Annotated in this window: 19 protein-coding genes; 11 read left to right on the top strand and 8 right to left on the bottom strand. The window is 70.1% G+C overall.

What is annotated here, in order from left to right; translation table 11 throughout:
• Positions 1–130: 130 nt before the first annotated feature.
• Together MRBLWH10_RS15845 and MRBLWH10_RS15840 are read right to left on the bottom strand one after the other, a co-directional pair.
• Positions 131–769, bottom strand: coding sequence for a response regulator transcription factor (locus tag MRBLWH10_RS15845; protein WP_105675719.1), 639 nt, complete (start codon positions 767–769; stop codon positions 131–133).
• A complete protein-coding gene (locus MRBLWH10_RS15840; protein WP_223587366.1) occupies positions 757–1,992 on the bottom strand; it encodes a sensor domain-containing protein in 1,236 nt (411 codons plus the stop codon). The genes MRBLWH10_RS15845 and MRBLWH10_RS15840 overlap by 13 nt, the downstream gene beginning before the upstream one ends.
• Positions 1,993–2,100: 108 nt before the next feature.
• Here MRBLWH10_RS15840 and MRBLWH10_RS15835 point away from each other — a divergent pair, with 108 nt between their 5' ends.
• The 4 genes from MRBLWH10_RS15835 (at position 2,101) to MRBLWH10_RS15820 (ending at position 6,636) form a co-directional block, all read left to right on the top strand.
• Positions 2,101–2,871 (top strand): ABC transporter ATP-binding protein, encoded by a 771-nt coding sequence (locus MRBLWH10_RS15835; protein WP_341940655.1) that lies wholly within the window; start codon positions 2,101–2,103, stop codon positions 2,869–2,871.
• Positions 2,871–5,435, top strand: a complete 2,565-nt coding sequence (locus tag MRBLWH10_RS15830; protein WP_341940654.1) for an FtsX-like permease family protein — start codon at positions 2,871–2,873, stop codon at positions 5,433–5,435. The genes MRBLWH10_RS15835 and MRBLWH10_RS15830 overlap by 1 nt, the downstream gene beginning before the upstream one ends.
• 31 nt (positions 5,436–5,466) lie before the next feature.
• Complete coding sequence (locus tag MRBLWH10_RS15825; protein WP_341940653.1) at positions 5,467–5,955, top strand: hypothetical protein; 489 nt, start codon at positions 5,467–5,469, stop codon at positions 5,953–5,955.
• A gap of 78 nt (positions 5,956–6,033) precedes the next feature.
• Positions 6,034–6,636 carry a DUF305 domain-containing protein gene (locus MRBLWH10_RS15820; RefSeq protein ID WP_341940652.1) on the top strand — a complete coding sequence of 201 codons (603 nt, stop codon included), beginning with the start codon at positions 6,034–6,036 and terminating at the stop codon, positions 6,634–6,636.
• Between the two features lie 143 nt (positions 6,637–6,779).
• Here the strand turns inward: MRBLWH10_RS15820 and MRBLWH10_RS15815 are convergent, their stop codons facing one another.
• Complete coding sequence (locus MRBLWH10_RS15815) at positions 6,780–7,511, bottom strand: SGNH/GDSL hydrolase family protein (protein WP_341940651.1); 732 nt, start codon at positions 7,509–7,511, stop codon at positions 6,780–6,782.
• A gap of 197 nt (positions 7,512–7,708) precedes the next feature.
• On the opposite strand from MRBLWH10_RS15815, the gene MRBLWH10_RS15810 reads away from it, so the two are divergent.
• Entirely contained in the window at positions 7,709–8,845 is a 1,137-nt protein-coding gene (locus MRBLWH10_RS15810; RefSeq protein WP_341940650.1) for an MFS transporter, read from the top strand.
• Positions 8,846–9,072: 227 nt separating this feature from the next.
• Here the strand turns inward: MRBLWH10_RS15810 and corA are convergent, their stop codons facing one another.
• Entirely contained in the window at positions 9,073–10,074 is a 1,002-nt protein-coding gene (corA, locus tag MRBLWH10_RS15805; protein WP_105677228.1) for a magnesium/cobalt transporter CorA, read from the bottom strand.
• Positions 10,075–10,486: 412 nt separating this feature from the next.
• Between corA and MRBLWH10_RS15800 the strand changes: the two genes are divergently transcribed.
• Complete coding sequence (locus MRBLWH10_RS15800; RefSeq protein ID WP_341940649.1) at positions 10,487–11,260, top strand: amino acid racemase; 774 nt, start codon at positions 10,487–10,489, stop codon at positions 11,258–11,260.
• A gap of 177 nt (positions 11,261–11,437) precedes the next feature.
• Positions 11,438–13,036 (top strand): amidase family protein, encoded by a 1,599-nt coding sequence (locus MRBLWH10_RS15795; protein WP_341940648.1) that lies wholly within the window; start codon positions 11,438–11,440, stop codon positions 13,034–13,036.
• Between the two features lie 63 nt (positions 13,037–13,099).
• On the opposite strand, the gene MRBLWH10_RS15790 is transcribed toward MRBLWH10_RS15795, so the two are convergent.
• The 4 genes from MRBLWH10_RS15790 to manD all read right to left on the bottom strand — a co-directional run bounded on the left by MRBLWH10_RS15790 (position 13,100) and on the right by manD (position 16,573).
• Positions 13,100–13,969 (bottom strand): SDR family NAD(P)-dependent oxidoreductase, encoded by an 870-nt coding sequence (locus tag MRBLWH10_RS15790; RefSeq protein WP_341940647.1) that lies wholly within the window; start codon positions 13,967–13,969, stop codon positions 13,100–13,102.
• Entirely contained in the window at positions 13,966–14,817 is an 852-nt protein-coding gene (locus tag MRBLWH10_RS15785) for a hypothetical protein (protein ID WP_341940646.1), read from the bottom strand. The genes MRBLWH10_RS15790 and MRBLWH10_RS15785 overlap by 4 nt, the downstream gene beginning before the upstream one ends.
• A gap of 128 nt (positions 14,818–14,945) precedes the next feature.
• A complete protein-coding gene (locus MRBLWH10_RS15780; RefSeq protein WP_223587358.1) occupies positions 14,946–15,224 on the bottom strand; it encodes a hypothetical protein in 279 nt (92 codons plus the stop codon).
• A gap of 110 nt (positions 15,225–15,334) precedes the next feature.
• Positions 15,335–16,573 (bottom strand): D-mannonate dehydratase ManD, encoded by a 1,239-nt coding sequence (manD, locus tag MRBLWH10_RS15775; RefSeq protein ID WP_341940645.1) that lies wholly within the window; start codon positions 16,571–16,573, stop codon positions 15,335–15,337.
• Positions 16,574–16,674: 101 nt separating this feature from the next.
• On the opposite strand from manD, the gene MRBLWH10_RS15770 reads away from it, so the two are divergent.
• The 4 genes from MRBLWH10_RS15770 to gnd all read left to right on the top strand — a co-directional run bounded on the left by MRBLWH10_RS15770 (position 16,675) and on the right by gnd (position 20,828).
• Positions 16,675–17,379 carry a GntR family transcriptional regulator gene (locus MRBLWH10_RS15770; RefSeq protein ID WP_341940644.1) on the top strand — a complete coding sequence of 235 codons (705 nt, stop codon included), beginning with the start codon at positions 16,675–16,677 and terminating at the stop codon, positions 17,377–17,379.
• A gap of 191 nt (positions 17,380–17,570) precedes the next feature.
• Positions 17,571–18,920 (top strand): MFS transporter, encoded by a 1,350-nt coding sequence (locus MRBLWH10_RS15765; RefSeq protein ID WP_219844650.1) that lies wholly within the window; start codon positions 17,571–17,573, stop codon positions 18,918–18,920.
• 119 nt (positions 18,921–19,039) lie between these two features.
• Positions 19,040–19,633 carry a TetR family transcriptional regulator gene (locus MRBLWH10_RS15760; RefSeq protein ID WP_341940643.1) on the top strand — a complete coding sequence of 198 codons (594 nt, stop codon included), beginning with the start codon at positions 19,040–19,042 and terminating at the stop codon, positions 19,631–19,633.
• 139 nt (positions 19,634–19,772) lie between these two features.
• Positions 19,773–20,828 carry a phosphogluconate dehydrogenase (NAD(+)-dependent, decarboxylating) gene (gene gnd / locus MRBLWH10_RS15755; RefSeq protein WP_341940642.1) on the top strand — a complete coding sequence of 352 codons (1,056 nt, stop codon included), beginning with the start codon at positions 19,773–19,775 and terminating at the stop codon, positions 20,826–20,828.
• The last annotated feature ends 11 nt before the right edge of the window (positions 20,829–20,839 follow it).

The raw sequence follows: 20,839 nt of genomic DNA, 5'->3' as shown, positions 1-20,839 counted from the left end.
TTGCTGGGTACCAGTACAAAGTAACACTGAGTACCGGTACTTAGCAACACCGAATACCGAACTTCTTTCGACGAGCTCGAAGGGTCGCAGGAGAGACCTCCGCAGGCGGCGAAGGGGAGGGCGGATGCCGTCAGCTGCGCAGGTACGCCAGGACGGCGAGCACGCGACGGTGTCCGCTGTCGCTGGCGGCGAGACCGAGCTTCGCGAAGATGTTGCCGATGTGCTTGCTCACCGCGGTCTCGGTGACGAACAGCCGGCTCGCGATCGTGAGGTTGTCGAGACCCTCGGCCATGAGCCCGAGCACCTCCCGCTCGCGCGGAGTGAGCGTCTGCACCGGATCATCGGCACGGCGTCGGCTCATGAGCTGGGAGATGACCTCGGGGTCCATGACCGTCCCGCCCGCCGCCACGCGGCGCAGGGCGTCGACGAACGAGGCGACCTTGCCCACCCGCTCCTTGAGCAGGTAGCCCAGCCCGTCGGCGCCCGCCGCGAGCAGCTCACCGGCGTAGCGGTCCTCCACGTAGGCGGAGAGGACGAGCACGGGGAAGCCGGGGCGACGGCGGCGTGCCTCCGCCGCCGCCTTCAGGCCCTCACTGGTGAAGGTCGGCGGCATCCGCACGTCGAGGACGGCGGCGTCGGCATCCTCGAGCAGCGCCAGGAAGTCGTCGCCGTTGTCGACGGCCGCGACCACGTCGAAGCCCTCGCTGCGCAGCAGCAGCGCCAGCCCCTCCCGGAGCAGGGTGTCGTCCTCCGCGATCACGATCCGCACAGCATCTCCGCTCTCAGAGTCGTCGGCCCGCCCGCGGGGCTCGTCAGGTCCATCGTGCCCTCGAACGCCTCGATGCGTCGTCGGATGCCGGCGAGACCTCCGCCGGGGCGTTCGATCGCCCCACCGCCGCCGTCGTCCGTGACGGTGATCTCCAACAGGTCGCCGTCGCGTCGCACCCGCACGGACGCGCTCGCCGCGTCGCTGTACTTGTTCACGTTGGTGAGGGCCTCGGCGACGACGAAGTAGCTCGCCGACTCCACGGCCGCCGGCACCCGGCCCACGTCTGACGACTCCAGCGTGCACGGCACGGCGCTGCGTCCGGCGAGGGACGCGAGCGCTCCTTCGAGTCCGAGCTCGTCGAGGATCGGCGGATAGATGTCGTGCACCGTGCGGCGGAGTCCCGCGAGGGCGTCCGTCGCGGCATCCTGCGCGCGGCGCACCTGCTCGACGGCATCCGTCGCGCCGGTCTCGAGGGCGCGCTCCGCGATGCCGAGCATCATGACGACGTTCACCAGCCGGTTCTGCGCGCCGTCGTGCAGGTCGCGCTCGATCCTCCGCAGCTCGGCGCCGTGAGCGTCGAGCGCGGCGGCGCGGCTCAGGGTCAGGGCGTCGACCCGCTCGGCGAGCAGAGACCGGCGGGGGGCTGTGAGCATCCGCGCCGAGATCAGGGAGAAGAGACGGGCAATGGCGGGGATCAGCGCCCACGAGATGAGGCCGTAGATGACGCCGACCAGCGGCATGAGAGCCGCGGACTGCCAGGACGTGACGGGGAAGGCGAACACGATCGGCTCGTCGGCCGGAGCGAGCTGCCAGTAGAACGGGATGGCGAGCGACTGGACCACGCCGATGGGGAGCGCGATCGTCACGATCGACACGAACATCATCGGCAGCGCGTGCACCGTGAGCCAGAGGGCTTCGCGGCCCGCGGCGGGGGAGAACGAGAAGCGCAGGCGCTCGTCGATGGTCGCGCCGCGGTGCAGGGTCCCGCCCGGCGACGGGATGTCCTCACCCCGGTAGCGCCCCACGCGGCGGCGGTTCACATCGCTCCACCTGTGCAGGATCCGCACGAACTGCGGCAGCAGCAGGACTCCGCCCGTGATGAGCATCAGGGGGAGCAGGACGAGTCCGATGCAGAAGAGCAGGAGGGAGCCGAGGGATGCCGCGGTGTCGACCGCGACGAACGCCCAGTCGCGCAGCCAGCGCCGCATCCGTCCATCTTTCACTGTGCCAGTCTGACGGACAACCCGAACCGGCACGGTACAGCTGGCTCCACCATCCATCCGGTGCCCCGCAGGATGGGATGCCGCGCGCGGTCTTCCTAACGTCGAAGCATGACTTCTCCACTTCAGGCATCCGCCTCCGCCCCCGCAGTCGTGACCGAGGCGCTCCGCCTCGACGGCGTCGTCAAGTCCTACGGATCGGGACCAGGCAAGGTCACCGCGCTGCGGGGTATCGACCTCGTCCTCGGGCAGGGCACTTTCACCGCGATCATGGGGCCGTCGGGCTCCGGCAAGAGCACGCTGCTGCACAGCGCCGCCGGTCTCGACCGTCCGACCAGCGGATCGGTGCGGCTCGGCGGCACCGAGATCTCCGGGATGCGCGCCGCCGCGCTGACGGCGTTCCGCCGCGACCACATCGGCTTCGTCTTCCAGGCGTACAACCTGCTGCCCGCGCTCGACGTCGACGACAACATCACGCTTCCGCTGCGCCTCGCCGGCCGCCCGCTCGATCGGGCATGGCTCGACTTCCTGGTGGAGTCGGTCGGACTCGTCGAGCAGCGGCGGCGGAGGCCCTCCGAGCTCTCCGGCGGTCAGCAGCAGCGTGTGGCGATCGCCAGGGCGCTCATCACGCGTCCGCACGTGCTCTTCGGCGACGAGCCGACCGGAGCGCTCGACTCGCGCGCGGGTGCGCAGGTGCTCGACCTCCTCGCGCACATGACGAAGTCCCTGGGGCAGACCGTGGTGATGGTCACGCACGACCCCGTCGTCGCCTCGCACGCCGACCGTGTGATCTTCCTCGCCGATGGAGCCTTCGCCGGCCACCTCGACGGAGCCACGCCCGCCCGGATCACCGAGCGCATGAGCTCGCTCGGGGAGTGGTGATGGGCGCCGCGCCCCTGCGCATGGGGCGACTCGTGCGCGCAGACGTCCGCTTCCATCGCGGCGGCTTCGTCGGAGTGGCGGTGGCCATCTTCGTCGCGACGATGCTCGTCACGGGCCTCGGCGTGCTCGTCGAGTCCGGCATCCGCGGTGGACTCGCCCCTGAGCGCTACACGCAGGTCGACGTGGTCGTCGGCGCCTCCCAGCAGGCCGAGTCGACCGCCCCCGCCGAGCCGCCGCCCGGGGTGCCGGACGGCGTTCCGGTGCCGCCGTCGGGGGACCTCCCGATCTCCCTTCCGGAGCGGGCGGTGCTCCCCGACGGGGCGGCGGATGCCGTCGCCGCGGTGCCCGGCGTGGCGAGCATGGTGGCCGACGTCACGGTGCCGCTCGTCGACGCTGCGGGCCTCGTCGTCGAGGCGCACCCGTGGTCGGCGACTGCGCTGTCCGCCGTCGCGCTGCGCGACGGGCGGGCGCCTGAGGCCGAGGACGAGGTCGTCATGGTCGCCGGTCCCGGCGTCGATGTCGGCGTGACCGTCCTCATCGCCCACGGCGGAGAGCGCGCGGAGTACCGCGTCGTCGGCGTGCTCGCGGAGACGGATGCCGCCACCCGAGCACAGCACGCGTATCTCTCCGACGACCGCATCGCCGAGCTCGATCCCCACGGCGGCGCCGCGCAGGTGCTCGGCGTCTTCGTGGCCGAGGGGGCGGCGCCCGACGAGGTCGCCGAGGCGATCAGAGCCGCCGTCCCCGGGCTCAGCGCGCAGACCGGAGCAGGACGCGGCGACATCGAGTTCCTCGACTCCGGCGCCGCGCGCATGACGCTCATCGCGATCGGCAGCGCGTTCGTCGGCACCTGCATCCTGGTCGCGCTGTTCATCGTCGCGGGCACGCTGTCCCTGTCGGTGCAGGCGCGGCGTCGCGACTTCGCCCTGCTCCGCGCGGTCGGAGCGAGCCCGCGTCAGGTGCACTCCCTGATCGCACGAGAGGTGCTCTCGGTCGCGGGGGTCGCGGCGGTGCTCGGCATCCTGCCCGGCTACCTGCTCTCGACGGCGCTGCAGACGGCGTTCGTGCAGGGCGGGGTGATCCCCGGTGACTTCGCGCTGGCGATCAGTCCCATCCCCGCCGCCGGCGCGCTCCTGCTCGTGCTCGGCTCCGCCTGGGGTGCGGCGGCCATCGCCGCGCGGAGACCGGCCCGGCTCGACCCGGTCGAGGCTCTGCGCGAGTCGGCCACCGGGGCCCGGAGCATCGGCTTGCCGCGGATCATCGTGGGCATCGTGCTCGCAGCGGCGGGGGTCTCGCTGTCGACCGTGCCGCTCGTCGCACGCGGCGAGTACGCCAGGGGCGCCGCAGCGGGAGCGGCGATGGTGCTCATCATCGCGCTCGCCGTTCTCGGGCCCTGGCTCGTCGGTCTCGTGATGCGGCTGCTCGGTGCGGTGCTGCGGCGCACGACGGCCGCGGGGTTCCTCGCGGCCGAGAACAGCATCGCGAACAGCCGGAGGATGGCGAGCGCCATCCTCCCCCTGGCGCTGGGGATCGGCCTCGGCCTCGTGCAGGTCGGCGCTCCGGCGATCGTCGCGGCGGAGGCCGCGGCGCAGGCGGAGGCCGGTGTCACCGCGGATCTGCGCGTGAGCGCGCAGGCCGGGATCTCGACGGGTGCGCTCGGCGTCGTCTCCGACGTGCCGGGGGTGACCCAGGTGAACCCGGTGACGGTGAGCATGGCGGCGCTCGACTACCGCGATCTCGACGGCTCTCCGATGATCGGCGAGCACACGCTGCAGGGGATCGCCCCCGACGCGGTGTCCGACACCCTCGATCTGCGCGTGCAGTCGGGGGGCCTGGAGGCACTGGACGGAGAGCACGCCGTCGCGGTGAGCACCGACATGGTGCAGACGCTGGGGGTCGACCTCGGCGACACCGTCAAGGGGCGGTTCGGCGACGGAACGCCGTTGGAGGCGGTGGTCGTCGCGACCTACGAGCGGGGGCTCGGGTTCGGCGACCTCACGATGGAGGCGGATGCCGTGCGCCTGCACACGACGGACGCTCTCACGGACTTCGCGCTCGTCGCGGTGGCCGACGGCGCGGCATCCGATGTCCGGGCGTCGCTCGAGAGCGCGGAACTGCTGGTTCAGGGGGTCGGCGGGCAGAAGGCGGCGGGGGCCGATGCGCAGTCGCAGCAGGGCTGGGTGAACCTCGTGGCGCTGATCGTGATCCTCGGGTACATCGCGATCGCGGTCATCAACACCCTGGTCATGGCCACGGCCGAGAGGTCGAGGGAGCTGGCGCTGCTGCAGCTGATCGGCTCGTCGCGGCGGCAGGTGCGGGCGATGATGCGCACGGAGGCCGTGCTGATCGCCGTGATCGCCGCGGTGTTCGGGGTCGCCGTCGCGATCCCGCCGCTGATGGGCATGAGCATCGGGGTGAGCGGGAGTCCGATCCCCGCACTGCCGCTGGGGATGAGCGGGATCATCATCGGATCGATGTCGGTGCTCGCGCTTCTCGCGCTCTGGGTCGCGACCATCACGACGATGCGCGTCCGGCCGATCGACGAGATCGGGTCGAGGCAGTAGTCCGCATACCCCAGAGGGGTATCATCGAGGGATGAGACGACGGCGAGCGGTGCGCAGCGCACTGCTCGCCGTCGTGCTCGCCACCGGCGTCATCGTCGGGCTTCTCGGCATGCACGCGCTCGACGTGCACGGCACGGTCCATGCGGCGGTGGGGGCGCACGGCCCGGCAGCAGGGGCGGCGCACGATGCCCCGGTGCACGTTGCGGCGGTGGGGACGCACGGCCCGACGGTGGGGGTGCACGCCGAGTACGGCTCGGTCTCTGCGGATGCGCTCGCCGCCGCACCTTCCTCCGGGGGCGCTCTCCTCAGCTCGTCGGGATGCGCCGACTGCGACGCGGGCGGCGGGATGTGGGCCGCGTGCGTGCTCGCGCTCCTCGCCGGCCTGCTCCTGCTCCTCGTGCCGCGCGCGCATCGACGGCTGCATCCCGCACTGTCCTGTCTCCCGTCACGAGAGGTCTTCGCAGACGCGGGGTTCCCTCGACCGCCTTCCCTGATCGTCCTCTGCATCAGTCGCACCTGAACCGCGGGTGCTCCCGCATCACGCGCACCGCGCCCGCGGTCGCGCGCATCGACTGAACCACAGACAGAGAGAACAGACATGAAGATCAGCACTGCGGCTGCGGCCGCCCTCCTCCTCGCCGGCGGCATCGCGCTCGCCGGCTGCGCACCCACGGGATCGGGAGGTTCCATGCCCGGCATGGACCACTCGGCATCCGATGCTCCGGCATCCGAGTCGTCGGCATCCGACGCGAACGACGCCGATGCGATGTTCGCGACCATGATGATCGTCCATCACGAGCAGGCGGTCGAGATGTCCGACCTCGTGCTCGGCGAGGAGGGCGTCGACCCGCGCGTCATCGACCTCGCCGAGCGCATCAAGGCGGCGCAGTCCCCTGAGATCGAGCAGCTGCGGGGGTGGCTCGACGACTGGGGTGTGTCCGCGGAGTCCGGCGGACAGATGGATCACGGCGACGGCATGATGACCGCCGACGACCTCGCCGCGCTGGAGGACGCGACCGGCGCCGAGGCGTCGCGGCTGTTCCTGGAGCAGATGATCGTGCACCACGAGGGCGCGATCGACATGGCGGAGTCGCAGCTCGCCGACGGGCAGAACCCCGACGCGGTGGCTCTCGCGCAGAGCATCGTCGACGCCCAGGGCGCCGAGATCGCCGAGATGAAGGAGCTCCTCTCGACGCTCTGAGGTTCACAACTCCTCAAGAATCCGGAGTGCGAGGGCAGGATGGGCCGGATCCGCGGGGATCCGGCCCATCCGTGAGGAGTTGTGAACCGGTCGGCGGCGGGCCCGAGCCCGGGCGGCGGGCTGAACCCGGCGGGAGGCCGGGGCTACGGGTTGAGGCGCGCCATCGCGACGCGGGCGGCGAGCAGCGGCAGGGTGCGGTTGCGCAGCGGCTCGGGGCTGAAGCCGAGAGCGTTCGCGAGCTCGAGGGCGAGCGCCGCGTGCCCGGCCGCGTTGGGGTGGAACGGGTCGCCCATGAGCCCCCACGGGACCCCGCCGTTGCCGAGGGCGGTGAAGCGGGCGAGCTGGTCGACGAGGATCACGTCGTCGGCGGCGGCGACCGCACGGACCGCGTCGGCGAACTCGTCGAGCCTCTCCCGTCCGGGGGCGTTGGGCACGTCGATCGACGGCGGGGTCTGCAGCACGACGATCGCGCCCAGCTCCCTCGCGCGGGAGACGAACTCGTGCAGCGACGCGGCGAACGCGGCAGGATCGACCCCGACCCCGTCGTCGCCGATCGCCAGGTCGTTCGTGCCGATCATGAGGGTGACCACGTCGGGCTTCCACGACGAGATGCGTCGCTCCCAGTCGCCGAGGATGTCGGTGATGCGGTGGCCGCTGATGGCCGAGTTGATCACGATGTCGCGGGTGCGTGAGAGCTCGCCGCGGATCAGCTCGTGCAGGTGCTCGGCGTAGTTGCGCTCGCCCTGGGTGTGCACGAGTCCGTGCGTGATGGAGTCTCCGGTGATGACCCAGTTCAGCGGCGTCTCTGCGGCGAGAGCCTCGGTGAGTCGGCGGAGATCGGATGCTGCGGAGGCGGGGGATTCTGCGTTCGGCACGGCTCCGAGCCTAGCGCCGCACGGGTGGCAGGCGCCGTCTGCGCGTTAGGGTGGAGCCGTGAGTCCCGAGTCAGACAGACCGTAGCCTGCGGGTGAGAGCGCACGTCGTGCGCTCCCCGCATCCTCTGTCGACCCTTTCTCGCTCGCCGTCCGCCGTCCTGTGCGGCGCGGATGGCTTCGTCCTGTCTGGATGCCTCATGCCGTTCCTCATCCCTGTCCTCGCCCTGGCGATCTTCGCCCAGGGCACCAGCGAGTTCATGCTCGCCGGACTCCTCCTCCCGCTCTCCGCCGACCTCGGCGTCGAACCTGCCACCGCCGGGCTGCTGACGTCGGCCTTCGCGGTCGGGATGGTCGTCGGCGCTCCACTGGTCGCCGTGTTCGGATCCCGCTGGCGGCCGCGTCTCACTCTCGTGCTGCTGCTGGCGGTGTTCATCGCCGCGCACGTCGTCGGGGCGGTGGCCTCGACGTTCTGGCTGCTCCTGCTCACCCGGGTGGTCGCGGCCCTGGCCAACGCCGGGTTCCTCGCGATCGCCCTCGCGACTGTGCGGGCGATCGTGCCGCCCGCGCTGACCACCCGCGCCGTCTCGACGCTGCTCGCGGGCACCACGCTCGCGACGATCGTCGGCGTGCCGGCCGGAGCGATGCTGGCCGCCGCATTCGGCTGGCGCTCGACGTTCTGGGGCGTGGTGCTGCTGTGCGTGCCCGCGGTCATCGCCCTTCTCAGGGATCGCACCCTGGAGTCGGTCGCGCCGGCCGCGCATCCCGGCGTGCGCTCCGAGCTCGAAGAGCTGCGCCGTCGACGCGTGGTGGTGCCGATCACGCTCGCGGTGCTCGTCAATGCGGCGACTTTCGGGGTGTTCACCTTCCTGGGCGTCGTCGGCGCGGAGGCGGGGGTCGCCGAGCCGTGGATCCCTCTGCTGCTCGCGGTGTTCGGCGTCGGCGCGTTCCTCGGGGTCAGTGCGACCGCGCGGGCGGCCGCTCGCAGGGAGCGCACGTGGATCGTCGGGGGGACCGTCGCGGCCACAGCGGTGTGGATGCTGTTCGCTCTGAGCTCAGGGTCGGCGATCCTGGTGCACGTCGGCGCCTTCGCGGGAGGGTTTGCGTCGTTCGCCGTCGGGGCGGCCCTGATCTCGCGGATCGTGCGCGAGGCGTCGGGGGCTCCCGTCCTCGGCGGGGCGTATGCGACGGTGGCGCTCAACCTCGGCGCGGTCGCGGGTCCCGCGCTCGCCGCGGCGGCGTACACGGCAGCCGGGGTGCACGGCATCCTGATCGCCGCCGCCGTGCTGACCGCCGTGGCCGCCGCCCTCACCCCTCTCCTGCGGACCTCCCGCTGACACGCCCCGCCCGCCCTGCACACAGCGCCCGCATCTTGTTGAGTGCGCGGCATCCCGGTGAGCGCACCGCGTCCTGCCGCGTACCCGGCAACCTGCTGAGTGCACGGCATCCTGCCGAGTGCACGGGCTTTTCACGCAGAGATCCCGTGCACTCGGCGAGTGCACGGGATCTCGCCGCAGACGCAGAGCCTGACCACGCGCGAACGCAGACCCGGCCCGCGCGCGGGTCAGAGCCAGCGCTTGTACTTGAAGACTCCGTAGAGGCCGATCGCGAACGCGGCCATGGCGCCGATGGCGAGGGGGTAGCCGAACTGCCAGTGCAGCTCGGGCATGGCGTCGAAGTTCATGCCGTACACGGTGCCGACGAGGGTCGGGGCGAAGATGATCGCCGCCCACGAGGAGATCTTCTTGATCTCGTCATTCTGCGCGAGGCTCGCGTCGGACTGCCGCCGCGACACCAGCGCCGAGTGCACGGTCAGCGCGTTGTCGAGGATCGCGCGGAACGAGTCCACGCGCTCGTTCACGCGGATGACGTGGTCGAGAACGTCGCGCAGCGACCGCTGCAGCTCCTCGTCGATGCGGTACTTGTCGGATCCGCGGCGCAGCCACTCCAGCATCCCGGCGAGCGGATGCACCGCCCGCTGGAAGCCGATGACCTCGCGGGAGAGCTGGTAGATGCGGCGGGAGAGGGCGTCGTCGTCGCTGTCGCCGAACAGCTCGTCCTCGATCTCGTCGATGTCGTTCTCCAGCCCGGCGACGATCGGCTCGTACTCGTCGACGACCTCGTCGAGGATCGCGTAGAGCACCGCCTCCGGTCCCATCGAGAGCAGGTCGGGGTGCGCCTCCATGCGGCGGCGGACGGCGGCGAGGTTCGGCGACTCGGCGTGGCGGATCGTCACGACGAAGTCGGGGCCGATGAACAGGTGCAGCTCGCCGAACTCGATCGACTCCTGCTCGTCGCGGTAGCGGGCGGGCCGCAGCACCGCGAACAGCGTGTCGCCGTAGCGCTCGACCTTGGAGCGCTGGTGGCCGGACAGCGCGTCCTCGACGGCCAGCGGATGCAGGTCGAATTCGCGGGCGACCGAGTGCACCTCCTGCGCGCTCGGCCGGTACAGGCCGATCCACGCGATGCCCCCGTGGGCGTCGAGGATGCGGTAGGTCTCGTCCAGGTTCTTCGGGGTCTCGACGCGACGTCCGTGGACGTACACGCCGTTGTCGATGAGCGCCATGGTGCGGCTCCGTTCTTGCAGGCGCACGCCGGCTCAGGGAGCGGGTGCGCAGAATCCATCGGGTGCGGATGACGCCGCCGACGGCTGCGGAAGATCAGGCCTGCGAGACGCGGAGCGGATGCTCAACGCGCGGGCGAGTGCGACGCAGCGAAGGCGGCGTCGTGACTATCACCGGACATCGCCATCACCGCCTTTCGAGCACTCGGGGGTCTTGTGACCCAACGGAACAGCATACTCCCCCAACCTGGATTCAGGCTCCGGATGCGGGGATCCCCGGTGACGGTCTCCGACACTGCGTTCCGTAGCGCGGGCCGTCAGGCCTCGTCGCGCCGGCCGCACTCGGACGAAACGGTCACGGGATTTCGTTCCGCTGCACCGACACTCTGCCGTCGCCGGGGGAGACGATCGTTGCGTGTCCACGCCACTCGCCCTTGCGCGCTTTCGGGAGCCTCGAGTCCTCGGCGTGCTCGGCGGGATGGGGCCGCTCGCCACAGCCCGCTTCTATGAGGCCGTGGTCCGAGCTACTCCGGCGGATCACGATCAGAATCACATCCCCACGGTGATCGGGAGCGATCCACGGATTCCCGACCGTACGGCGGCGATCGTGGGTGGCGGGGCCTCGCCGGTCCCGGCGATGGTGGCAGTCGCCAGGAAACTCGAGAAGTCGGGGGCGGAGATCCTCGCGATCCCGTGCAACACCGCCCATGCCTTCCTGCCCCAGGTGCGCGCTGCCACGGGGCTGGCCTGCATCGACATGATCGGCGAGACTCTGGATCGGATCGCCCGCACGGATGCCGAACGGGTGGGCATCCTGGGCACGCGAGGCACCAGGGCGGCCGGGCTCTACGACGCGGCGGCGGCTCGCCGGGGCCTCCAGGTCGTGTACCCCTCGGACCGCGACCAATTCCGACTGATCGACGAGGCCATCGGGTTCGTGAAGAGCGGTCGACGACTCTCTCTGGCGGAGGACCTGGTGGCATCCGCGGCATCGCGTCTGCGCTCCGCCGGCGCCGACGTGCTGGTGGCCGCGTGCACGGAATTGCCGATCGCGCTCGGGTCGGCGACTCGCCTCGCGAAGGTGATCGACTCCCTGGAATGCCTCGCATTCGCATGCGTGCGTGCGTCTCTGACCGACGTCGGCGATCGCGACCGATTCGCCGGCGAGGTCGTGCCGACCGCCGTCTGAACAGTGCAGCCTGCTACACCCTCATGTGGTGTCAGGCTCTCTCGTCGCCGCCGCGCCGCGAATCTACCGTCGAAGAAGACGCCGATCAGGCGCTCATCCCGCACCGAGAAGCGGGACAGCACACCGCACGATTCGTACCCGCTGTCGTCATTCCGACACGGTGACAGGAGATGCACAATGCACAAGTCGAACCGAAATCGACTGCGCGGGGCCGTGGCCCTGATCGCGGTCACCTGTCTGGCCGCGCCGCTGGCGGCATGCACGGTCAGCGTGGAAGTGCCGAAACCCGGCACGGACATGTCGAAGTTCCTGGATGAGATGACCATCCCCGAGCTCCAGCGCGCCATGGACGAGGACAAGCTCGACGCCGTAGGACTGACCCAGGCCTACCTCGACAGGATCGAGGAGCTGAATCCGCGTCTCCATGCGATCGTGCAGACCAACCCTGATGCGCTCGACCTCGCTCGCGAGAGTGATGAGCGCCGGCGCTCCGACGAGTCGCGCGGGCCGCTGGACGGCATCCCCGTGCTGCTGAAGGAGAACATGGACACGGCCGACGAGCAGACGACCACGGCGGGGTCGACCGCACTCTCCGGATCCACGCCGGCGCAGGATGCGTTCCTCGTGCAGAAGCTGCGCGACGCGGGGGCGATCATCCTCGGCAAGACCAATCTGTCCGAGTGGTCCAACTTCTACTCCTCGCGGCAGATTCCCGGCTGGAGCGCCATCGGCGGGCAGACCCGGAATCCGTACGACCTCGAGCGCAACCCCTGCGGCTCCTCGAGCGGCGCGGCCGTGGCTGCGGCCACAGCGCTCGCCACGGTCACGATCGGCACCGACACCGACGGCTCGATCACCTGCCCCGCAGCATCCGCGTCGACGGTCGGAATCAAGCCCACGCTCGGGACGGTGAGCCGCTCGGGCGTCATCCCCATCACGAGCAAGCATGACTCGCCCGGGCCGATTGCTCGCACCGTCACCGACGCGGCCATCACGCTGCAGGTGATCGCTGGCGTCGACGACGCCGACGGGGACTCGGTCGACGGCGGACTCCCTGAGGATCTCGACGAGATGCTCGAGCAGAACGCTCTCCGTGGTGCCCGCATCGGCGTGTGGAGGGAGGGTCACGAGGGCATGGACGACGAGGCGGACGACGCGTTCGACATGTCCGTCGAGGTGATTCGCGGTATGGGCGCGGAAGTGGTCGAAGGTGCCGACCTGGCCGACATCGGCTCGCTCTTGCAGACCGACCTGCTTCCGGCCGTCCTCACCGAGTTCAAGCACGATCTCAACGGGTACCTCGCCTCCACACCCGGCGATCATCCCCGCGATCTCACGGAGCTGATCGCCTACAACCAGGAGAACGCCGACATCGAGCTTCCTCGCCCGCTCGAGCAGGACTATCTCCTCATGGCGGACGAGACCGATGGAGACCTCGATGATCCTGAATACCGCGCACACCGTGCGCGCCTGACCGAGTGGGCTCAGGAGAGCGTGGACGACGTGTTGCGGGAACACGACCTCGACGCGATCATCACCCTCTCCGACCTGCCGGCGCTCCCGCTGGAGGGTGGCGAGCACCCGCCGTTCCAGAGCAGCACGCGCAACACATCGGTCGCTGGCTATCCGCATATCACGGTGCCGACCGGGTTCACGAAGTCGGGCCTGCCGCTCGGGATCTCCTTCATCGGGACCCGGCTGAGCGATGCCTCGCTCATCTCCTACGCCTACGCGTACGAGCAGGCGACGGGCGCGCGCCGCGCGCCGAGCCTGTAGGCCTGAGGCGACGGATGCGGGGGCGGGCAACTCGGTCCGCCCCCGCATCGCCGGGCGCTGCGATCAGGTCGCGAGACCGGTGAGCTCCGCGCTCTTCTGCCACAGCGCCTCGGCGAGGGCCTCGTCCTCAACCTGGGGGTTCACGCGCAGGGTCAGCACGCGTTCGTCGTAGTACGCGCCCGACTGCCAGGTCTCGCCGGGGGTGCCCTCGATGAACCACCGCAGGGTTTCGCCGCCCGTGTCGGTGCTGATGGTCAGGAGGTGCTTCACGGGCGTGCGATAGAGGAGCCGCATGACGCTCGACGATCCGGCCGAGAAGTTCGTGCGCACGATCCCCGGGTGGAACGCCACCGCGCTCAGCCCCTCGGCGTGGAACTTCGTGTGCAGGCTCTTCGTGAACAGCACGTTCGCGAGCTTCGCGTCGCCATAGGCTTTGTTCGCACGGTACTTCTTGCGGTTGTCGAGGTCGTCGACGTCGATGTGCCCGAAGATGCGGTGCCCGACGCTCGAGGTGTTGATGATCGCGGCATCCGCCTTCCGCAGCTGCGGCAGCAGCAAGTTCGTCAGCAGGAAGGGCGCCAGGTGGTTCACCTGGATGGTCTTCTCGTGTCCGTCGACGGTCGGCGTCCGGTCGCCGAAGATCCCGCCGGCGTTGTTCGCCAGCACGTCGATGCCGTCATCGCCGACCGCCTCCGCGATCTGCGCTGCGAGGGCGCGGACGTCATCGAGTCGGGCGAAGTCGGCGGTGAAGTGCTCGGCCGCGGTCTCGCGCGCGACCGCGGCGGTCTTCTCGACCGAGCGGCCGACGAGCAGCACGCGGTTTCCCGTCGACGCGAGCTGTCGGGCTGCGGCGGCGCCGATCCCGTCGGATGCTCCGGTGATGACGATCGTGCGGCGGCGGGCATCCGGGGCGGTGGGATCGGAGGAGGTCATGCGTCCTCTCGGTGCTGCTGCGGCGGCGGCGAAGAACGCCGCGGGTTGGCGGCACGCAGCGGGTCGGCCACCGGGATCCGCTCGGGCTCCTGCGACCGCGGTTCCGCGGCCGGTGGGGCCGGCGCCGCGGCATCCGGGGCGGAGGGCAGCGCCCTGGCGACCTGCTTCTCCAGCACTTCGACCGCGTCGTCGGAGAGCAGGATGAGGCCGTCGAGCTCGTCGCGCACGCGCTTGTAGGCGACGTTGCGCTCGGCCTGCGTGGCCGACTCGTCGACGGCGACCTTGAGCAGCTGCTGCGCGCGTTCCAGACGCTTGCGCTCCGGTTCGGTGAAGGTGGAGTCGCGCAGGCGCCTGGCATCCTTCTCGGCCACCTCGAAGGCGACGGCGTAGGCACCCACCGCGTCGAGGTACTCCGACACCTGCTTCTCCGACACGTTCGCGTCGGCCGAGTCGGGGCGCAGGGCGTCGGCCGTCCTCTTCGCGCGGAGGAACGCGGCGACGAGCGGCTGACGCCCGTCGCTCATGGCGGGGAAGGCGATGAGCTTCGCGACGTCGAGCTCGTAGTCGAGCCAGCGGGCGGTGATCTCGTCGTGCTCGGAGAACAGCCGCTCGAGAAGGTGATTCGGAGCGACGGATGCCGTGGTGTCGACGATCGTCGGGCCCTTGCGCTTCGCTTGCTGGGTGAGTGAGCGGGCCTCGATCTCGGCGGTCTTCAGCTGGGCCTTCATCTTCATGGTCTCGAGGCGGCGCTCATGACGGCGGCGTGCCGCCCACTCCCAGCGCTTGGCAACCGCCCCCGCGACACCCATCAGCGGGAAGATGAGCCACCAGTAGTTCCACCACTCCATAGTGTGCTCAGCCTACTTCCCGTGTGCGCGCAGGGAGGAGCACGGATTGTGAGGCCGGGGCTATCGCGCGGTGCGGCACCCGTCGCGCCGGTTGCGGCGAGAGGGCCCTGCCGCGGTGTGAACGAGATTCAGCCGCCGCCGCCTGCGCGTCCGATCTCTTCGGCGAGCTCCTGCTCCGTTCCGTAGAACGAATCCCCGATGTAGTCGGATGCATGCACGACGCCGCCCAGCTGATTCGTGTACATGAAGGCGCCGCTGCCGCTGATGCCCAGATAGGACCAGGCGAACACCGTGTCGTATCTGATCCCGCTCTCGTCTTCCACCGCCTGCGCTGCGACGGGGCCGCCGAGCGTGATCCCCATCGTGATCGCCGCGGCGATCGCTGTTGTCCGCGCCCACCTCTTCATCGCTCTCCCTTTCGGCGCCGCTCCGTGCGGCTTCGGGAAGGAGCCTAGGAGTGTCGTTCCGGCCTGACAACGGATCGTCGCGGAAATCGGTGATTCTACGGAGGCGCCTCTCACCAGTCGTGGACGGTCCCGTCGGCCAGGCGGTTGTAGGGCAGGTACGCGCGCTCGTACGGGTACCTGCCCGCCTCGTCGACGTCGAGCTCGATGCCGAGCCCTGGCCGGTCGCCGGGGTGCAGCAGGCCGTCACGCCACGTGAACGACTGCTGGAACACCTCGTTGGTGCGGCTGCCGTGCTGCATGTACTCCTGGATGCCGAAGTTGTGGATCGACAGCCCCAGGTGCATCGCCGCGGCCATGCCGACCGGGGAGATGTCGGTTGGTCCGTGCATCCCGGACTTGATCTGGTACATCGCCGCGTAGTCGAGCGTCTTCTTCAGCGGGCTGATGCCGCCCATGTGGGTGACCGCTCCGCGGACGTAGTCGATGAGCTGGTCGCGGATGATGTCTTTGAAGTCCCAGACCGTGTTGAAGATCTCGCCGATCGCGAGCGGTGTGGTGGTGTGCTGGCGCACGAGGCGCAGCGCCTCCTGGTTTTCAGCGGGGGTGCAGTCCTCGAGCCAGAACAGGTCGTAGGGTTCGAGCGACTTGCCCAGCTTCGCGGCCTGGATCGGCGTCATCCGGTGGTGGCCGTCGTGCAGCAGGGGGATGTCGGGGCCGAACTCGTTGCGCACGGCCTCGAACACTCCGGGCAGGTGGTGCAGGTACGCGCGGGTGTCCCAGTCCTCTTCGACCGGCTTCGCGCCGCGGCGGGCGGGCTCGTGGTCGTAGCGGGCCTCGCCGCCTCCGGCATCCGCCGCCTGGGAGGCGATGCCGTAGATCGCCTTGAGCCCGGGGACGCCGGTCTGGATGCGGATGGCGCGGTACCCCTGGTCGAGGTGCGAGCGCACGGAGTCGAACAGCTCGGGGAGCTCCTTGCCGGAGGCATGGCCGTAGGCGAGGAGTCCGGTGCGGCTGGCTCCGCCGAGGAGCTGGTAGACGGGCATCCCCGCCTTCTTGCCCTTGATGTCCCACAGGGCCATGTCGACCGCGGCGATCGCGGCCATCGTGACGGGGCCGCGACGCCAGTAGGCGCTGCGGTAGAGGAACTGCCAGGTGTCTTCGATGCGGTCCTCGTCGGCGCCGATCAGCAACGGCACGACGTGCTCGGCGAGGTAGGCGACCACGGCGAGCTCGCGGCCGTTCAGTGTCGCGTCGCCGAGTCCGGAGACCCCGTCGGCCGTCGTGATCTTGAGGGTGACGAAGTTGCGGTCTGGGCTGGTGACGATCACCTCGGCCTTGTCGATGGACATCGTTGCTCCTCGGGCTCGGTGCGGCGGCATCGCACGCACATCTTGTATGGCACTCTCATGAAATCACTGCCATACAAGTTTCGTCAAGCTATCGTGACGGTATGCCCGAGTCCGAGCCGAGTGCGCGCCCCTCCGCCCGCGCCCTCGCCTACGGCCGGATCCGCGACGACATCATCGCCGGACACAGCGCCCCCGGCGCCCTGCTCTCCGAGAACGAGCTCGCCGCCGCGCTCGGCATCAGCCGCCAGCCCGTGCGCGAGGCCCTGCTGCTCATCGCGCAGGAGGGGCTCGTCGAGGTGCGCCCGCAGAGCGGCACCTACGTCACGCGCATCGACCCCGACCGCGTGCGCGAGGCGCAGTTCATCCGCGAGGCCATCGAGCTCGCCTCCCTCGCGGCGTGCGCGACGCCGTCGGATCACGAGGAGCGGATGCTGCGCGACATCATCGCGCGGCAGCGGGCGGCATCCGACCGTGACGCGTTCTACCCGCTCGACGAGGAGTTCCACCGCGCGCTGCTCGGACTCGCCGGTCACGCCAACGCCTGGGCCGCGGTCAGCGCAGCCAAGGGGCACCTCGACCGTGCGCGGTACGTCGGCATGAGCGCCACGCGCACCGTGCAGGACTACGTCGACGACCACGAGCGGGTCGTCGAGGCGCTCGCCGCGGGCGATGCGGATGCCGCGGCCGATGCGCTGCGCGAGCACCTCCGCTTTGTCTTCGCCGATCTCGATGCGGTGCGAACGCAGCATCCGGAGCTGTTCGACGCTGCGCAGCCCGCACGTACAGGGCGGCCGTCGCGGCGCTGAACCCGCGCGCTCTGCGGGTCGTCGCGCCTATCCCGGCGGTCGGCAGAGGGAGTGCATCGACCGGATCGACACACTTCGCGACGCCTCTTGTGCTAGAAACCTTAGCCGTCTAGGTTTTCATCGACAAGGGCGTCACCCGACTCGCGCTCGGTGATGAGCGACGGGGCGCCCTCCAGCCAAAGGAGGCAGCTATGAGTTCAGTCAGCGGTGCGGCCGCGGGCAATCCGTCCGGGATGACGTCTGCGAGTCGCACACTCGGCTCGGGCGGACATCACTGGTTCGCGGAGCCGACTGAGCCGGCCAAGAAGAGCTACGTGACGTGGCTGATCATCGCGCAGTTCGTCTTCTTCATCGCGCTGCTCGGCCCCGCGATCGTCGGTGTCGGCCTGAAGATCACCTCCCTGCAGGCCGCGGGTGCGATCGCCGAGGGGGCCGCCGCGGCGAACTCGGCCTCGGCCATCCTCGGCGGCGTCGGCGCCTTCTTCGCCGCCATCGCCAACGTGACGTTCGGGCGCATCTCCGACCGCACCACGAGCAAGTGGGGGCGTCGCCGGATCTGGATCGTGCTCGGCGCCGTCATCATGACGATCGGCTTCGTGTTCATGGCGCTCGGCGACAGCCTCGCCATCGCGACGGTCGGGTGGGCCATCGCCCAGCTCGGTGCGAACATGACGCTCGCGCCGTTCGTCGCGACGATCGCCGACCAGGTGCCCAAGTTCCAGCGCGGATCGATCACCGCCGGTCTCGGCATCGCCCAGAACCTCGGCATCGTGGGCGGCGTGTACGTCGCGGGCTGGTTCTCCTTCAGCCTGTTCATCGTCTTCGTCATCCCGGCGATCCTGTCGATCATCGCGCTGCTGATCTTCGTCATCGTGCTCCCCGACAAGCAGCTCCCCGTGAAGCCGACGCGCATCACCTTCCGCGAGATCCTCGGGACGATCTGGGTCAGCCCGGCGAAGCACCCCGACTTCGCGCTGGCCTGGTGGTCGCGCTTCCTGATCACGTTCGCCGCGTTCGGCTTCACCACCTTCCGCTTCTTCTACATGCAGTACCACCTGTCGGTGCCCGTCGAGGAGGTCGGCCTCCTCATCGCCAACACGACCCTCGTCTACACCGGAGCGCTCGTCGTCACGGCGTGGATAGCGGGCAAGGTCTCCGACAGGATCGGCAGGCGCAAGGTCTTCGTCTGGACGTCGACGGCCCTGTTCGCGGTCGGCACGCTCGCCCTGATCTTCATCCAGGACGTCCCGTCCTACTACGTGCTCGAACTGTTCCTCGGCGCCGCGTACGGCATCTACGTGGGCGTCGACCTCGCGCTCGTCGTCGACGTGCTGCCGAACCCGGATGACGCGGGCAAGGACCTCGGCGTCCTGAACCTCGCCAACGCGCTGCCGCAGACGGCCGCCCCGCTCGTCGGCGGTCTCGTCATGGCGGCGTTCGGAGGAGCGGCAGGGTCGGACTACTCCGTCTGGTTCACCATCTGCGCCATCGCGGCCCTCATCGGCGCGCTGGTCATCTTCCCGATCAAGTCGGTGAGATGACCGCGTGACACAGACCGGGCGGCCGGATCCTCGGGGGATTCCGGCCGCCCCACCACCGCGCGGTGCACGGAGGAGGGCTCTTCGCCTGCCGGATTCTTCCGTCTCCTAGACTTATGGCGATGAATCGTCGGGGTCAGTATGCGAAGGGCGCTGCCAAGCGGGAGGAGATCCTCGCGGTGGCGCTCGACGTGGTGGCCGAATTCGGATGCCGCAACGCCTCGAACCGCGAGATCGCCCGCCGCGTCGGGCTCACCCAGCCCGGCCTCATGCACTACTTCGGCTCGCGTGAAGAGCTGTACCTGGCCGTGCTCCGCGCCCGTGACGAGCGCGACACCGCGGCGCACTGGGTCGACAAGCGCAACTTCCAGGGCTTCCTCGACGTGATCGACCACAACACGCGGGTGCCCGGTCTCGTGCAGCTCTACGTCGAGTTCTCGGCGGAGGCGAGCATCGGCAAGCACCCGGCCCACGAGTACTTCGTCGAGCGCTACGCGTGGGTGCGCGAGCTGTCGGCGCAGTCGGTGCGCGCGGCGCAGGAGAGCGGGGAGTTCGGGCCGAACGCCGACCCCGAGCTGATCGCCGACATCATCGTCGCGGCCGCCGACGGACTGCAGCAGCAGTGGCTGCTCGACCGATCGATCGACATGGTCGCGCGGCTCCGCGCCGTGTGGAACGGCTTCGCCGCACAGTCCCGCCTCGACCCCGTCGCCTGACGCTCGGTCGTCGTGGCCGCCGCTGTTCGAACTGAGCATCCGCCGGTCGGCACCCCGCGCGTTTGAGGGATTCAGGCGCGCGTGTCAGGATGAGCGCATCCGGCTCCGCAGAGAGCCGTCCGTGGTGTGAGGAGCGAACATGCAGCTGGCGATGGTGGGACTCGGACGGATGGGCGCGAACATCGTGCGGCGCCTCATGCGGGCGGGGCACGAGTGCGTGGTCTACGACGTGAACCCGCAGGCGGTCGCCACGCTCGTGGCCGAGGGGGCGACGGGCGCCGACAGCTATGCGGACCTCGCCGCGAAGCTGCACACGCCGCGCGTCGTCTGGCTCATGGTGCCGGCATCCCTCACCGGCCAGGTCGTCGACGAGGTGGCCGCCGTGCTCGACAGCGGCGACATCATCATCGACGGCGGCAACTCCAACTACCGCGACGATGTGCGTCGGGCCGCGGCTCTCCGCGAGCGCGGGATCGAGTTCGTCGACATCGGCACCAGCGGCGGCGTCTTCGGCCTCGACCGCGGATACTGCCTGATGGTCGGCGGATCGGATGCCGCCGTGCAGCACATCGAGCCGATCCTGCGCACGATCGCCCCCGGAGTGGGCGAGATCGAGCGCACCCCGGGGCGCAGCGGAGACCTCGCCCCCGAGGAGCAGGGCTTCCTGCACTGCGGTCCGTCCGGCGCCGGTCACTTCGTGAAGATGGTGCACAACGGCATCGAGTACGGCATCATGGCCGCGATCGCCGAGGGGCTCAACCTGCTGGAGAACGCGGATGCCGGCATCCGCGAAGCCGAGCACTCCGCCGAGGTCGCTCCGCTCGAGGAGCCCGAGTACTACCAGTTCCCCATCGACACCGCGAAGGTCGCCGAGCTCTGGCGACGCGGATCCGTGGTGTCGTCGTGGCTGCTCGACCTCACCGCCGCCGCCCTGCACGAGAACCCTCGACTCGACGGTCTCGCCGGACGCGTGTCGGACTCGGGCGAGGGCCGATGGACCGTGAAGGCCGCGGTGGACGTCGGCGTGCCGGTGCCGGTGCTCGCGGCATCCCTCTTCGAGCGCTTCGCCTCCCGTGACGAGGACCGCTTCGCCAACCAGGTGCTGTCGGCGATGCGCCTGCAGTTCGGCGGGCACCAGGAACGCCCCGCCGGCGACGTGCTGGAAGCGGGCGGCCGCAACGTCGACGCGAACTGAGCGCGCGCCTT

Source organism: Microbacterium sp. LWH10-1.2, from assembly GCF_038397765.1.
Lineage (GTDB): Bacteria > Actinomycetota > Actinomycetes > Actinomycetales > Microbacteriaceae > Microbacterium > Microbacterium natoriense.
Note: the sequence above shows the minus strand (reverse complement) of the source record. Positions and strands in the feature narration are given on the sequence as shown.